This is a genomic window from Affinundibacterium flavidum (assembly GCF_014284175.1).
Taxonomy (GTDB): Bacteria; Pseudomonadota; Gammaproteobacteria; order Burkholderiales; family Burkholderiaceae_D; genus Undibacterium; species Undibacterium flavidum.
Window position 1 is genome coordinate 154,644 of record NZ_JACOGA010000007.1, and the last position, 14,791, is coordinate 169,434.

Genomic DNA, 14,791 nt, shown 5'->3' on the forward strand with positions numbered 1-14,791 from the left:
TCCACGAGATCGAATTCGATTTCTGCGGGCGCGGACTTCAGGGATTTCTTAGTTTTGCTAGTGGTCATGAAACAATTCCTGCTGGATTTCTGCTGATTAAAAAGATTCTAAATGCCATAAAGAAAAGAGTATTTATTCAATTCACGATATTTCCCATTTTTTGGAACAGGATTTAATCTCAGTCAACCGAACAAATGCAATTCTGGGTCGCATTTCGAAATGAAAGGCGAGCAACCTGATACTATAACGGGTTTTCAAAAATAAGCGCGGGTGTCATCATAAATTGTCCCGAGAATCATGGTCAGGGATGCAGACACTCAGCTTTTGCCTGAATTTTGCTATATTTTTTGCAGTATTAGTCTTATGAATAGCGCAACACCTATGAGCTCACAACCGCTCGCTTCCACATCAGCTTCAAATAAGATGTCGTCCTCCGAAATTCGTGCAGGCGCGTCCTTGGCGTCCATTTTTGCATTGCGCATGTTTGGCTTGTTTTTGCTTTTACCTATTTTTGCGATCCATGCCAAGACTTTACCGGACGGTGATAACACCGCCTTGGTTGGGATGGCGATGGGAATTTATGGTTTAACGCAAGCTTGTTTGCAAATTTTGTTCGGTATGGCTTCGGATAAATATGGCCGTAAGCCCGTGATTATTGTCGGCCTGATTCTATTTGCTGTGGGTGCTGTGATCGCGGCAATGTCGCATACCGTGATGGGCATTTTGATCGGGCGCGCAGTGCAGGGTGCTGGCGCAATTTCAGCTGCGATTACGGCCTTGTTGGCAGATACCACGCGGGAAGAACATCGCACCAAGGCGATGGCGATGGTTGGCGGGTCGATTGGCATCAGCTTTGCGTTGTCGCTAGTGTTAGCACCCGTTTTGTATCAACGCATAGGCATGGATGGGATTTTTATTCTGACTGCAATCATGGCGATTGCTGCGATAGGCGTGGTAACTTGGATTACGCCAGACGCACCATCAATGCCGACGGTTAAAGTGCCATTCATACAGGTGTTAAAAAATCCTGAATTGATGCGTTTGAATTTAGGCGTGTTCGTGCTGCACTTAAGTCAGGTTGCGATGTTTGTCGTTGTTCCGTCTGCCTTAGTGCAATATGCGCATTTGCCGCTGGATAAGCATTGGGAAGTGTATCTGCCAGTCGTATTTGGCTCCTTCTTCGTGATGTTATTAGCCATTATGCGTGGCGAACGTAGTGGGAAAATGAAGCAGGTTTTTGTGTGGTCGATTGCCTTATTGATGTTGGTGCAATTAGGTTTTTGGGGCTTCCTGGAAAACGCTACGATGCTGATAGCGATGCTGTTTGCCTTCTTCTTAGCATTTAATATTTTGGAGGCGAGTCAGCCGTCTTTGGTTTCGCGTCTCGCGCCACCTTCGGCCAAAGGCGCAGCGCTCGGCGTTTACAACACTTTGCAAGCATTAGGTTTAGCCTGTGGTGGCTTCGTTGGTGGCTGGATGAAGCAAAATATTAGTGCAAGTTCAGTTTTTATTTTTACAGCTGTGTTGTCCTTAATTTGGCTTATAATCGCAAGCCGGATGCCGGAACTGCCCAAGCGCGCCAGCAAACCGGATTCTGAAAATACGAGTGACATCGCCAACGCGGTCTAGCCAAGATTTTTAGAAACGCAGTAAGCAAATTTGTCCTCCTGTAAGGAAAGCATTTTTGATCTATTGAAACACGCGAGTTACGTTGATAAATTAAAGGTGGGCATTAAAGATTCAGAATTGAATTGATAATCTTGCCGATTTGAGAGTAGGAGACATATAAGATGGCATCACTCAATAAAGTGTTGATTATTGGTAATCTGGGACGTGATCCCGAAACCCGCTACATGCCTAGTGGCGATGCAATGACCACCATTGCAGTAGCAACCACAGAATCGTGGAAAGACAAACAAACTGGTGAAAAGAAAGAAGCGACCGAATGGCATCGCGTGACTTTCTTCGGCAAACTGGCAGAAATCGCTGGTCAATACCTGAAAAAAGGTTCACAGGTTTACATCGAAGGCAGCTTGCGCACGCGTAAGTACACCGATAAAGATGGCGTAGAAAAATACGCAACTGACATCCGTGCCGATGAAATGAAAATGCTAGGCAGTCGCCAAGGCATGGGCGGCGGTGGCGGTGCTCCTATGGATGATGATGGCTACGGCGGCGGTGCTTCAGCGCCACGTCAGCAACAGCAGGCTTACAGTGCGCCAGTGCAGCAACCACGTCAGGCACCACAACAACGTCCAGCACCGAATTTCTCGGATATGGATGATGATATTCCGTTCTAAGACCCACTGAGGCACCGAGGCTCAGTTCGCTTTCTGTAGTTCGCTAAGAATGTCGGTGTAGTGTGATTAAAACTGATGGATAAAAATCGCAGCCCCTAAAAAGGCTGCGATTTTTATTGCCCCGATGTATTTCATTTTGTATGTCATTTCGCATGTAATTTTGTATGTCATTGGTTCGTTAAGCTTCAACAAAGTGTGCAAACAGATTTTTGTGCGGTCGGTGTTACAGCATGCTGCCCTATGCAACAGTCCTTTTGACACTTAAATTGTTTCTTTATTTTAATAAAAGTTGTACGACATCGTATATCAAGGTATAGTTTGTTCCAATTTCTACGGCTTTTTATCTAGCTCAGTTCGCTCAGCTTGGCCAACTTGCTCTGGTGTCTTGCAATAGAGGCAATAGAGAATTCAGGTGCTTAGTAAAAGTAGCGTGCGCCATGCGCACCAGCGCTATTTGCTTGCATCCTTTGTTAAGGCGCCGGTGCGCACGGCGCACCCTGCTTGATCTGCTTACCTAGTACTCAACTCGTCACAAACTTTATGAACAGCAAATTGTCTTTCAATCAAAGTACATCGATGAATACCAAGATCGCTCCCACTCGTGTGCGCTGGAGCATTTTGCTAATCCTCTTCTTGGTGACCACGATTAACTATGCCGATCGGGCATCGATTTCGATTGCTGGTCCTGAATTGAGTAAAGCATTGGGATTGTCGACGATAGAGATGGGATACATTTTTTCTGCCTTCGCGTGGTCGTATGTATTGGCGCAGATTCCAGGTGGATGGTTGCTGGATCGTTTTGGTTCCAAAATCGTCTATTTTTTCAGTATTTTTTTGTGGTCGCTATTTACCTTGTTGATGGGATTTGTTGGATTCTTTTCTGGTGCATTAGCGATAGGATTGTTGTTTGCATTGCGTCTTTTGGTCGGTGCTGCGGAAGCACCTTCATTCCCTGGCAATAGCCGCATCACCTCGTCCTGGTTTCCTGTGCATGAGCGTGGTTTGGCTGCCGCTATTTTCAATTCTGCCCAATATTTTGCTACGGTATTATTTGCCCCACTGATGGGATGGCTGGTCCATAGTTGGGGATGGCAATCCGTGTTTTTTGTGATGGGCGCATTGGGTATTGTGATGGCGGTGGTTTGGCTATTGACGATCTATGGGCCGAACAAACATCCGCGCATCAATCAAGCTGAGCTTGATTATTTACAGGCTGGTGGAGCCTTGGTCGATTTAGAAAGTCGGTCGTCCTCAGGCACCGCTAAGGCAACAGAACAATCATTCGATACCTTGCTCATCGTCAAGCAATTGCTATCGAATCGCATGCTGTTGGGCGTTTATCTTGGGCAGTATTGCATTAACACCTTGACCTACTTTTTTCTGACGTGGTTTCCGGTTTATCTCGTCACAGAACGTCACATGAGCATACTTAAAGCGGGCTTTGTCGCCGCGATTCCTGCGATTGCTGGTTTTAGTGGCGGCATTCTCGGTGGTTTCATTTCTGATCGCATGATCAAGTCCGGTTATACCCTATCCATTGCCAGAAAGACGCCTATCGTCATAGGCTTGTGCATGGCCATGAGTATGATTTTCTGCAACTACATTTCTAGCGATACCTTGGTGGTTGCCCTGATGTCGCTGGCATTTTTTGGTAAAGGAATCGGCGCTTTGGGTTGGGCAGTGGTCGCAGATACTTCACCGAAAGAAGCGGGCGGCTTGAGTGGTGCCTTGTTTAATACGTTCGGCAATTTGGCGGGTATCACAACCCCGATCGTCATCGGTTACATTTTGCATGCAACCGGATCCTTTGCTGGCGCTCTCTTGTTTGTGGCGGGTAATGCCTGTGCCGCGATTGCATGTTATGTCTTGCTGGTCGGTGAGATCAGGCGGGTGCAGTTAAGGACTTAATCGGTGTATCAATCTGTCAAATTACTGATCAAATTTATTAGTTTTAACATTGAACACCGTATCGGGAATGCGCATTTGCGGTGCGATGGTATCTGGTGGTTCTTGCGGTGCAATCGTATTTAGCCATAAATCCATTTTGCTATTTGCCATCATGCCGCTGTCTGCTTGCAGTCTATCTTGATGCGCTTGCTCCGCTCTTTTTTCTAGACGGCGTAATTCCTCCGCAGCGGATACGGGGTTTGCTACGACTTGACGCGCGGTTGGGCTGTGATTTTTGAGTAGTCGTTCACGACGTTGCTTCTCGGCACTTTCTTTAAGCTCTCTTTGCTTACGTGCTTCGATTCGATCCATCGCAGCCTGAATTTCAGGTGTGCGTTTGATCGATGAACTGTCATCGTTAGATTTGCTATTGCCGAATAATTTTTTTAAGAAATTCACGTCGTGTCCTGATTCTAATTAGAGTCAAATGCATTGCTGAATTCGTTGTAGAGTTTGTCGAAAGCTGCGCAGCTTTGAAAATCGCGTAAATAACAACTACAGCAATAAATGTGCCTGTATTTTAGAAGTGAATAAACTGTTTATATTAAGCATATCGACGCAAATGCTGTCCAACTTTAGCTGCAATTGCGCTTCCTTACTTTGCCTTTACTATCTCTGTTTTGGATGGAGCGCAAAAAGAAGCACGCGGTGACACCTCTCTAAAGAGTCTTTATGTGACGCAATACTGATCGGCTTGAAGTGTCAGCGTGGACTTTACATTGGCATGTAAATAATTTCCTTGATGCTTACTTGATCTGAAATACGCTGTTCGCCAGCATTGCAAAAATATTTTGACACGACGATTTGTCATGCAAATTGTCTCCTCATAGTCAATAATTTCCACGTGGAAATTAAATGTGTACCTGAGGTTTTTTATATTTATTGAACTGTTGTAAATAGCGTCAATTTCATTTCTCTTTCCTCGCCAAATACGATTTAATGTCCGTTGGGCAATTTTTTTGAAGTGCGGGCGAGACACATAAGATTTCATCATTTCATTTGATTATGGATGCACCTGGCAATCTACTTATCGTTGACGACAATCCCAATAATCTGCAAATCTTGCATCGTATCTTGACGCAAGCTGGTTATAAGGTGCGGCCAGCGCTATCGGGTGAGATTGCACTGCGTGCGATTGAATTGTCGCGCCCAGATTTAATTTTGTTAGACGTCCGAATGGCAGGTTTAGATGGTTATGAAACTTGCGAGATCTTAAAGGCGAATCCCAAGACCGCTGCAATTCCCATTATTTTTATCAGCGCCTTGCAAGATGTACAGGACAAACTGCGAGGCTTTCAAGTGGGCGGTGTGGATTTTGTTTCTAAACCTTTTCAAGAAGAGGAAGTTTTAGCGCGTGTCCATACGCATTTTCAAATCCACCAATTGCAAAAAGAATTGGCGTATCAAAACGAACATCTGAATGAGTTAGTTGAGGCTAAAGCGCAAGCATTGGCTGCCGCTGAGCGCGAGTCGACCGAGCGTCTGAATCAAATCGCCCATTTAAATCGCAGTATTACCTCATCGATTTTCTCCTCTGCTATCGCGCATGATTTGCGTCAGCCCCTAGCTGCAATTTTGAGCAATGCGGAAGCAGCTGAATTATTCTTGGAGCAAGAACCATTACCTCTGCAAGAAATTAAGGAAATTTTAGCCGACATCCGGCGTGATGATCAACGAGCTTCACAGATCGTAAATGCCATGCGCCGCATGCTGAATAAAGGTGACAGTGAAATCGTTCAATATGATCTCAATCGCGCGGTGCGAGAGGTTTTTCAGTATTTGAACCATGAAGCAAAACAGCGCGAGATCCATTTGGAAATGTGCTTATGTGAAGCGCACTTGTGGGTGAATATCGACCTTATACAAATTCAGCAAGTGCTCGCGAATCTGGTGATCAATAGTATGGATGCCTTGCACACGAAATCATCAGAGCAGCGGCGTATTACTATCAGTACGATCAATCACGACGCCTATGCGGAAGCCAGGGTTGAAGACAATGGCCCGGGATTTGGTGAACACTTGAATCAGGCATTTGAATCTTTTTTTACTACGAAGGCGCATGGCATGGGTATGGGTTTGCCGATTTGTGCCAGCCTCGTGCATGTTCATCAGGGGACGATTTCTGTACAGGATAATCCGGATGGCGGCGCAGTTGTTTTCTTCAAGCTTCCCTTACAAGAAATCTTATCGCAATGAATGAAAACGCCTTAGTACATATTATTGAAGACGATCTATCCTTGAGCAAAGCATTAGCGCGTTTATTGGGCGCCGCTGGCTACAGGACTTGCGTGTATGGAGCGGCCGATGATTTCTTGAAGAATCTGACGACACTGGAATCTGGTTGCATTTTGCTCGATATGAATTTGCCGGGAATTAATGGGATGGAGTTACACGCCCAATTGCGCGCGCAAGCGAATCGTATGCCACTCATCTATTTGACTGGCGAAGGAAGTATTGCAATGAGCGTTCAGGCCATCAAGAATGGCGCTGAAGATTTCCTCACTAAACCGGTACAAAAAGAAGAATTACTCAATGCGATTGCGCGTGCATTTGACCGGTTTCAGATTGAAGATTTGCACCACCATCATCGCGAAGAACTCAGAAGTCGATTGGAATCTTTAACCGCACGGGAAAAAGAAGTTTTTGACTTACTGATTTTGGGATTGCTCAATAAGCAAATCGCCTATCAATTGGGAAATGCAGAACGTACAGTGAAGGCGCATCGCCATTGTGTGATGGAAAAAATGCGTGCCAATTCACTGGCTGAACTAGTCTTGATGGCAACCGAACTTGGCATGCTAGAGAAGACGGCATAGGTGCATTTGCTGAATGATGGGCGCTATTAATTCGAGCACTAACCCTCAGACATAGCACCAAAGTGCAGGTTACAAGCCCAAGACTACACGATATAGTTTCTATACTGGTACCGAACCAGTAGGATAAAACTATGCCCAGCGACAAACCCATCATTGCTATCGTTGAGAATGACCAGAGTCTTTTGAAAGCACTCGCCAGATTGATATCTGCTTTTGGATATCAGATTGAAATATATGCCTCGGCTGAGGAGTTTTTACACCGTAGTGAAATCACAAAATTAGCTTGTCTGGTGCTCGACATCAATCTTGATGGTATTTCCGGTCTAGCTTTGCAAAAACATTTACGCAACGAAGAAGTATCAACTTCAGCGGATACAACTTTGCCCGTGATCTTTATATCAGGGCGCGATGACGTCGCAACGATAGGTGAAGCGGTCGACTATGGGTGTGTCGCTTACTTACATAAGCCAGTTGATTCAAGCACTCTTCGCAGACTACTGAGTAATTTACTTGCTTAAGTTGGTCTCGAAAAATTGTCGAGTTCCGCGTCGCTGCATATTTCCCTCAATTTTCTTTATTGACAGTACATCTTTTTGGCACTAACGAAAAGGTCGTTCTAGTGCATCAAATGCAAAATTAAAAATATCTCTTAGATCATAAAATGTTGCCGTATAGCACTAAAGTGCAAGTTACATGGACAAGCTTTTTATTTATAGTCGAGTTCAATATCAATTTGTAGAGGCACATTATGACCGACAATTTAATTGAAATGAACGATATGAAACGCGCAAACAAAGAGATGGAAACTACGGCAGAAGTGAGTCAGTTTCTGGCTTTTACTTTAGGTGATGAAGAGTATGGATTGGCATTACTACAGGTGCAAGAACTGCGTGAATATGAAAAAGTGACACAAATTGCAAATGCGCCCGCCTTCTTGAAAGGTGTGATTAATCTGCGTGGGATTATTGTCCCGATTATGGATCTACGCATTAAATTAAATTTAGCGAATATCACTTATAACGAACTGACCGTTGTGATTATTCTGAATATACGTGGCCGTACCGTGGGAATGGTGGTCGATAGTGTTTCTGACGTGATTAGCCTAAATCTAAGGGATATGAAACCAGCTCCCGAAATGGGTACGACGGTTGGCACAGATTACCTGACTGGACTGGGAATTATCGACGAACGCATGATTATTCTTGTGGACATTGAACGGATGTTGTCTAGCAGTGAAATAGGCTTATTGGAACAGACGGCTGCTTGATGAACGGCAGCTTTAATGAGAACTCGTCCAGTATGAAAAATGAATAAGACTGGCTCGAAGTCTCTACTTTGAATGAATAAAATATTACAAGGGGTATCAAATGAACTTCTCTAATTTAAAAATTGGTTTCAGACTTGTTTTGAGTTTTTCTATCGTGTTGATATTAAGTATCGTGATAGGTACGTTTTCTATCAGTCGGTTAGCTAGCGTGAATAATTCTACTGCAGAAATCGCCACGAATTGGTTGGTAGCGACGCGCACTTTGGGTGACTATCGTACCTCCATTAATGTCATTCGTCGCTCAGAAGCTCAACATATTATGTCGATGACCGAAGCTGAATTTTTGCGATGGGAAAAACGTATTGAGGAGGCAAAAGCAAAAGCGGCAATCGCGTTTAAAGCCTATGCAGATACAGTTACGTCAGCTGACGAGAGAGCTTTGCTCGAGTCAATTAAAGTGGCAGAACAACGGTATTTTTCTGCACAAGTTGAATTGTTGAAAACTTCACGTGCCACGGATGGCGTCAATGATAGTTTACGATCGTTGTATAACGGCAGTTCATTGGAGAGCCTGACCAGTTTGCTTGATGCGATTTCAAAGTCAGTGGAATATCAAAGCAAGGGTGCAGATGCCGCTTATCAATCATCGCAAGACCTATATGCATCGGCCAGACTTTCCATTGTTGCATTATTGATTTGTTCAGTTGCAATTGGGGCAGTTTTGGCGCTGCTCATTACACGTTCTATCACCGGCCCAGTTGGTCGTGCCGTCGCATTGGCAGAAGCGGTGGCCGCTGGAGATCTGACGAATAACATTGTGAACGACAATCAAGATGAAATTGGTCAATTGCTCAGAGCCATGATGAAAATGAATAATGATCTGGCTTTAGTCGTCTCTAACGTGCGTACAGGTTCTGAGAGTGTTGCGACCGCCTCTGCCGAAATCGCGCAAGGTAATTTAGATTTGTCGTCTCGTACGGAAGAGCAGGCTAGTTCCTTAGAAGAGACCGCCGCATCAATGGAAGAGTTGAGTTCCACGGTTAGTCAGAATGCTGATAATTCACGTCAAGCTAATCAACTGGCACAGAGTGCCAGTGGCGTTGCTAAAAAGGGAGGCAGTGTGGTCGCGCAAGTTGTAGAAACGATGAAAGGGATCAATGATAGTTCGCGTAAGATTGTCGATATTATCAGCGTAATTGACGGGATCGCATTTCAAACAAATATTTTGGCACTAAATGCAGCAGTGGAAGCTGCGCGGGCGGGCGAGCAGGGACGTGGTTTTGCAGTAGTTGCCAGTGAAGTGCGTACTTTGGCTCAACGCTCAGCAGCTGCGGCAAAAGAAATTAAAGAACTGATAGGCGCCAGTGTAGACAGAGTTGAACAAGGAACTATCTTAGTTGATCAGGCTGGTGTGACGATGGCAGAGGTGGTACAGAGTATTGAGCAAGTTGCAAATATTATGCATGAAATCAGTGCAGCTAGTACTGAACAGAGTCAAGGAGTGTCACAAGTAGGCGAAGCTGTTACTCAAATGGATGAGGTTACTCAACAAAATGCAGCATTGGTTGAGGAAATGGCGGCAGCTGCCAATGGTCTGGAAAATCAAGCGAAAGATTTGGTGGCGTCAGTTGCGGTATTTAAGCTCCAAGTTAATCCTTCAGCACAGTCGGTCAACTTTGGCAACGTATCACGTATGAGCGACGCAAAGCGAGCTCCCACAACAAGTGAATATAAGAAATCTATGATTTCTTCGGTTAAACGAGTAAATCCAACACGTAAATTGGCATCAACTGCAATCTCGAAAAGTGATAATGACGATTGGGAAGCATTTTAGTTCTTCATTTGGGTGATCGAAAAGATGGGGCTGTCGGCCCCATTTTTTTATTGTATGGTTTGTGTATAGCACCAAAGGACAAGTTACAGATAAATCCTATTTGACTACAGTGATATAGATTTTAGTCTATTGAAATTGTCGGTAGTTCAAGTCGAGTACTAACTTTACAGAGGGAAATACCATGTTAAAAAATACGATGATCAAATCACGTTTGATCTTTGTGATCGGGTTCTTGTCCGCGCTGATGATTTTGATAGGCGTGCTCGGTTTGACTAGTTTATCCGCGGTCAATGATTCGCTGAAGACTGTGTATGAAGACAGACTGATTGCAGTTGGGCTGCTCGACAAAGTTATCCGTGGTGGCAATATCACACAGATTTCGATGGCGCGGACTTTGATAGATGATCCCGCCGAAATCGATAAAGAAATCGCTGCCGTAGAAGCTGCAAAAGCGAATTCAGACAAGGCATGGGCTGATTATTTAGCCACATATCTGACCTCGGATGAAAAGAAAATTGCCGAGAACGCTGACCGTGCGCGCAAGGCGTACTTTGAACAAGGCGTTAATAAAGCCTTGGTTGCAGTGCGCGCTCGTGATATGCCCTTAACGACGACTATTTTCAATGACAAGATGGATGTCTTGTTTGTTGATGTCAGAAAGTATGTTTCAGAACTGATTGCCTTACAGCTTGACGAAGGCAAGAAAGCCTATGAAGTAGCGCAAAGCGACTACGCTAAAGTTCGCATGATATCTATCGTCATGATCTTTTTAGGTCTAGTCGCAGGTGTGACGGTTGGTATCTGGTTAGTGCGTGGTATTTCTGGACCACTCAATTACGCCGTCGAAATCGCCCAAGGAATTGCCGCTGGCGACTTAACGCAATCGATTGAGATTGAATCGAGTAATGAAACTGGTCAGTTATTAGAAGCCTTAAAAGACATGAACCGCAGCTTGGTGCAAACGGTATCCGAAGTGCGCGTCAGTACCGATACCATCGCTACAGCTTCCAGTGAAATCGCTGCTGGCAATTTAGATTTATCTTCACGCACAGAAGAACAAGCGGCGAGTTTGGAAGAAACCGCATCATCGATGGAAGAACTCACCAGCACAGTAAGACAAAATGCCGACAATGCCAAGCAAGCGAATCAGATGGTGGTATCGGCTTCCGATTACGCAGTTAAAGGTGGTCAGGTTGTAGCGCAAGTGGTTGACACCATGGGATCGATCAAAGAGAGCTCACGCAAGATTGTCGACATCATCGGTGTGATTGATGGCATTGCTTTTCAGACGAATATTCTCGCCTTAAATGCCGCAGTGGAAGCAGCGCGCGCTGGTGAGCAAGGTCGTGGATTTGCAGTGGTTGCGTCTGAAGTGCGTAGCCTGGCGCAACGCTCTGCAGCTGCGGCTAAAGAGATCAAAGAATTGATTGGCGACTCAGTAGAAAAAGTAGATGCAGGTGGTCGCTTGGTAGATGAAACCGGGCAAACCATGAACCAAATTGTTACTGCAGTCAAGCAAGTGGCGGATATCATGAGTGAGATCGCTGCGGCCAGTGCTGAGCAAAGTTCTGGCATTGAACAAGTGAATATCGCTATTACACAAATGGATGAAGTCACGCAACAAAACGCTGCCTTGGTAGAAGAAGCGGCAGCGGCATCGGCGAGTATGCAAGATCAGGCGGCCAATTTAGCGGCGACAGTGTCGGTATTTAAGTTGGCACATGGCGCTCAGAATTTAGTCGCACCAAAACCGCAAGTCGCCGCAAAAAATAAACCAGCAAATCCCGTTGCGCGAAAAGCTTTGCCAAATACTAAGCCAGCTCGCCCGACTTCTCGCATTTCGTCAACATCGGCGAGCACAACAGGTGAGGATAAAGATTGGGAAGAATTCTAAATGCGTTATCAGTGAGTAAGCAAATGGGTGAATGAATGCGTGAGTGTGAGTAAGCAAGCAAGCAAGTAAGCAAGCAATAGCAGGCCTTCAGTAACGTAAATCATCAATTAATAAACTGCGCAAAAGTCCACTCAAAAGACCGCCAGAAAAACCGTGTAATAGAGCCCGATTTTGTGTTCGCACAAGTCGGGCTTTTTTCTATTTGCATCACATTTTTTCTTGCCAATATTGATTGCAAAAAATACGTAGTGTCGATGGTAAATAAGTCGATATAGCACTAAGGTGCAAGTTACAAGCCCACCATTATTGACTACAGTAATCTTATGTACCTACTTACTGGAGACGCGTCATGTCTGAACTAATCAATGAAGCCCCTTCACAGAAAAAAGATGGCAGCACACAGAAAGAAGCGCGGCAGTTTCTGGCGTTTACTTTAGGGCAAGAAGAATATGGTCTGGACTTATTGCAAGTGCAAGAATTGCGTGAATATGAAAAAGTCACTCAGATTGCGAATGCGCCAGCCTTCCTCAAAGGTGTCGTGAATTTGCGCGGCATTATTGTCCCCATCATGGATATGCGAATTAAATTGGGTTTCGATAATGTGATCTATAACGAACTGACAGTCGTGATCATTTTAAGTATTCGCGGACGCACTGTTGGGATGGTGGTCGATAGTGTGTCGGATGTGATTAATTTAAGCCCAGAAGATTTAAAACCCGCGCCTGAAATGGGCACTGCAGTTGGTACTGACTATCTGATCGGTTTGGGGACGATCGATGAACGTATGATTATTCTGGTGGACATTGACAGGATGATGTCGAGTAGCGAGATAGGTTTATTGACTCAGGCGGCGGCTTAATGTGATCGCAGCGGTTGATCGGTTGATAGCAATAATATCGAAGAATAAAAGACGAAACGCATTGAGGAGAACACCATGTTGAAAAATACGATGATTAAATCACGCCTGATTTTTGTGATTGGTTTTTTATCGCTGTTGATGATTTTGATTGGCGCTTTGGGGTTGACTAGCTTGGCTGGTGTGAATGACTCTTTAAGATCCGTGTACGAGGATCGCCTAGTCGCGGTAGGGCAGTTAGACGGTGTTATCCGTGGCATTAATCGCAATCAATTAGCGATCGCGAATGCGATTACTGATGACCAAGCTAAGATTGATACTGCCATGGCCGAAGTGGATACAAATAAAGCCCTCGTCAACAAATTGTGGGAGGAATACATGGCGACTTTTTTGACGCCGGAAGAAAAGAAAATCGCAAGTCGCTTTGGTGAAGCTAGGAAAAATTTTATTGAACAGGGTTTGAATAAAGCGCAAGCAGCTTTACGTGCAAAAGATATTCCTTTGGCGACAGATATTTTGCATGGAAAAATGGCGACTATGTATCAAGAAGTCCGTACCTCTGTATCAGAATTGATTAACCTTCAATTGAATGAAGGAAAGAGAGAGTATCTTGAATCTCAGGCGGACTACAATAAGGTGCGCATGATTTCTATCGTTATGATCTTAATAGGTTTAACTGCAGGCGTGACGGTCGGTATTTGGTTGGTTCGTGGTATTTCGGGGCCACTAAGTTATGCAGTAGAAATCGCCCAAGGAATTGCCGTTGGTGACTTGACACAAACGATAGAGATCGAATCGAGCAATGAAACCGGTCAATTATTAGAAGCCTTAAAAGACATGAACCGCAGTTTGGTGCAAACAGTGTCCGAAGTGCGCGTCAGTACCGACACCATTGCTACAGCTTCCAGTGAAATCGCCGCTGGCAATTTGGATTTATCTTCACGTACCGAAGAGCAAGCGGCAAGTTTGGAAGAAACCGCATCGTCGATGGAAGAACTCACCAGCACAGTAAGACAAAATGCCGACAATGCCAAGCAAGCGAATCAAATGGTGGTATCGGCTTCCGATTACGCAGTTAAAGGTGGTCAGGTTGTAGCGCAAGTGGTTGACACCATGGGATCGATTAAAGAGAGCTCACGCAAGATTGTCGACATCATCGGTGTGATTGATGGCATTGCTTTTCAGACGAATATTCTGGCTTTGAATGCCGCAGTGGAAGCAGCGCGCGCTGGTGAGCAAGGTCGTGGATTTGCAGTGGTTGCGTCTGAAGTGCGTAGCCTGGCGCAACGCTCTGCAGCTGCGGCTAAAGAGATCAAAGAATTGATTGGCGACTCAGTAGAAAAAGTGGATGCAGGTGGTCGCTTGGTAGATGAAACTGGGCAAACCATGAACCAAATTGTTACTGCGGTCAAACAAGTGGCGGATATCATGAGTGAGATCGCAGCAGCCAGTGCTGAGCAAAGTTCGGGCATTGAACAAGTGAATATCGCGATTACGCAAATGGATGAAGTCACGCAACAAAACGCTGCCTTGGTAGAAGAAGCGGCAGCGGCATCGGCGAGTATGCAAGATCAGGCGGCCAATTTAGCGGCGACAGTGTCGGTATTTAAGTTGGCACATGGCGCACATTCAGGTATGGTAGTCAGGCCGCAGCAGGCTGCGCAGCAAAGGGCTACCGTTAAGCCAGCACCAGCGCAGAAACCTTTGAAGGGGCAGGCGACGACACGTATTGGTTCAGTACAGAAATCTACAAATAAGGCTGCAAATTCAGCTGCAAAATCAGCTGCAAATTCCGCCACAAACCAAGACAATGACTGGGAAGAGTTTTAAACTGTTGTGTACGTCATTTATTTAACAAAAGCCAGATAAGACAACTT

At 45.1% G+C, this 14,791-nt stretch carries 12 protein-coding genes; 11 read left to right on the forward strand and 1 reads right to left on the reverse strand.

Annotation, left to right across the window (positions count from 1 at the left end; all coding sequences use genetic code 11):
* Positions 1 to 381 precede the first annotated feature (381 nt).
* The 3 genes from H8K55_RS09165 to H8K55_RS09175 all read left to right on the forward strand — a co-directional run bounded on the left by H8K55_RS09165 (position 382) and on the right by H8K55_RS09175 (position 4,208).
* Positions 382 to 1,629 carry an MFS transporter gene (locus H8K55_RS09165; RefSeq protein WP_230408545.1) on the forward strand — a complete coding sequence of 416 codons (1,248 nt, stop codon included), beginning with the start codon at positions 382 to 384 and terminating at the stop codon, positions 1,627 to 1,629.
* Positions 1,630 to 1,790: 161 nt separating this feature from the next.
* Positions 1,791 to 2,300, forward strand: a complete 510-nt coding sequence (ssb, locus tag H8K55_RS09170; RefSeq protein ID WP_186941787.1) for a single-stranded DNA-binding protein — start codon at positions 1,791 to 1,793, stop codon at positions 2,298 to 2,300.
* A 576-nt stretch (positions 2,301 to 2,876) separates the two neighbouring features.
* Positions 2,877 to 4,208, forward strand: a complete 1,332-nt coding sequence (locus H8K55_RS09175; RefSeq protein ID WP_186941788.1) for an MFS transporter — start codon at positions 2,877 to 2,879, stop codon at positions 4,206 to 4,208.
* Positions 4,209 to 4,229: 21 nt separating this feature from the next.
* Here H8K55_RS09175 and H8K55_RS09180 read toward each other — a convergent pair whose 3' ends face one another.
* A complete protein-coding gene (locus tag H8K55_RS09180; RefSeq protein ID WP_186941789.1) occupies positions 4,230 to 4,646 on the reverse strand; it encodes a hypothetical protein in 417 nt (138 codons plus the stop codon).
* Positions 4,647 to 5,252: 606 nt separating this feature from the next.
* Between H8K55_RS09180 and H8K55_RS09185 the strand changes: the two genes are divergently transcribed.
* The 8 genes from H8K55_RS09185 to H8K55_RS22035 all read left to right on the forward strand — a co-directional run bounded on the left by H8K55_RS09185 (position 5,253) and on the right by H8K55_RS22035 (position 14,744).
* Positions 5,253 to 6,443: a sensor histidine kinase gene (locus H8K55_RS09185; protein ID WP_186941790.1), complete on the forward strand. Its 1,191-nt coding sequence runs from the start codon at positions 5,253 to 5,255 to the stop codon at positions 6,441 to 6,443.
* The gene (locus tag H8K55_RS09190; RefSeq protein WP_186941791.1) at positions 6,440 to 7,063 is read left to right on the forward strand and encodes a response regulator transcription factor; all 624 of its coding nucleotides are present in this window, start codon (positions 6,440 to 6,442) and stop codon (positions 7,061 to 7,063) included. Before H8K55_RS09185 ends, H8K55_RS09190 begins: the two co-directional genes overlap by 4 nt.
* Positions 7,064 to 7,194: 131 nt before the next feature.
* Entirely contained in the window at positions 7,195 to 7,581 is a 387-nt protein-coding gene (locus H8K55_RS09195) for a response regulator transcription factor (protein ID WP_186941792.1), read from the forward strand.
* A 260-nt stretch (positions 7,582 to 7,841) separates the two neighbouring features.
* Positions 7,842 to 8,330 carry a chemotaxis protein CheW gene (locus H8K55_RS09200; RefSeq protein WP_408057963.1) on the forward strand — a complete coding sequence of 163 codons (489 nt, stop codon included), beginning with the start codon at positions 7,842 to 7,844 and terminating at the stop codon, positions 8,328 to 8,330.
* 100 nt (positions 8,331 to 8,430) lie between these two features.
* Positions 8,431 to 10,164 carry a methyl-accepting chemotaxis protein gene (locus H8K55_RS09205; RefSeq protein ID WP_186941793.1) on the forward strand — a complete coding sequence of 578 codons (1,734 nt, stop codon included), beginning with the start codon at positions 8,431 to 8,433 and terminating at the stop codon, positions 10,162 to 10,164.
* Between the two features lie 181 nt (positions 10,165 to 10,345).
* Complete coding sequence (locus H8K55_RS09210; RefSeq protein ID WP_186941794.1) at positions 10,346 to 12,058, forward strand: methyl-accepting chemotaxis protein; 1,713 nt, start codon at positions 10,346 to 10,348, stop codon at positions 12,056 to 12,058.
* 349 nt (positions 12,059 to 12,407) lie between these two features.
* A complete protein-coding gene (locus H8K55_RS09215) occupies positions 12,408 to 12,917 on the forward strand; it encodes a chemotaxis protein CheW (RefSeq protein ID WP_186941795.1) in 510 nt (169 codons plus the stop codon).
* Between the two features lie 75 nt (positions 12,918 to 12,992).
* Entirely contained in the window at positions 12,993 to 14,744 is a 1,752-nt protein-coding gene (locus tag H8K55_RS22035; RefSeq protein WP_186941796.1) for a methyl-accepting chemotaxis protein, read from the forward strand.
* Positions 14,745 to 14,791 lie beyond the last annotated feature (47 nt).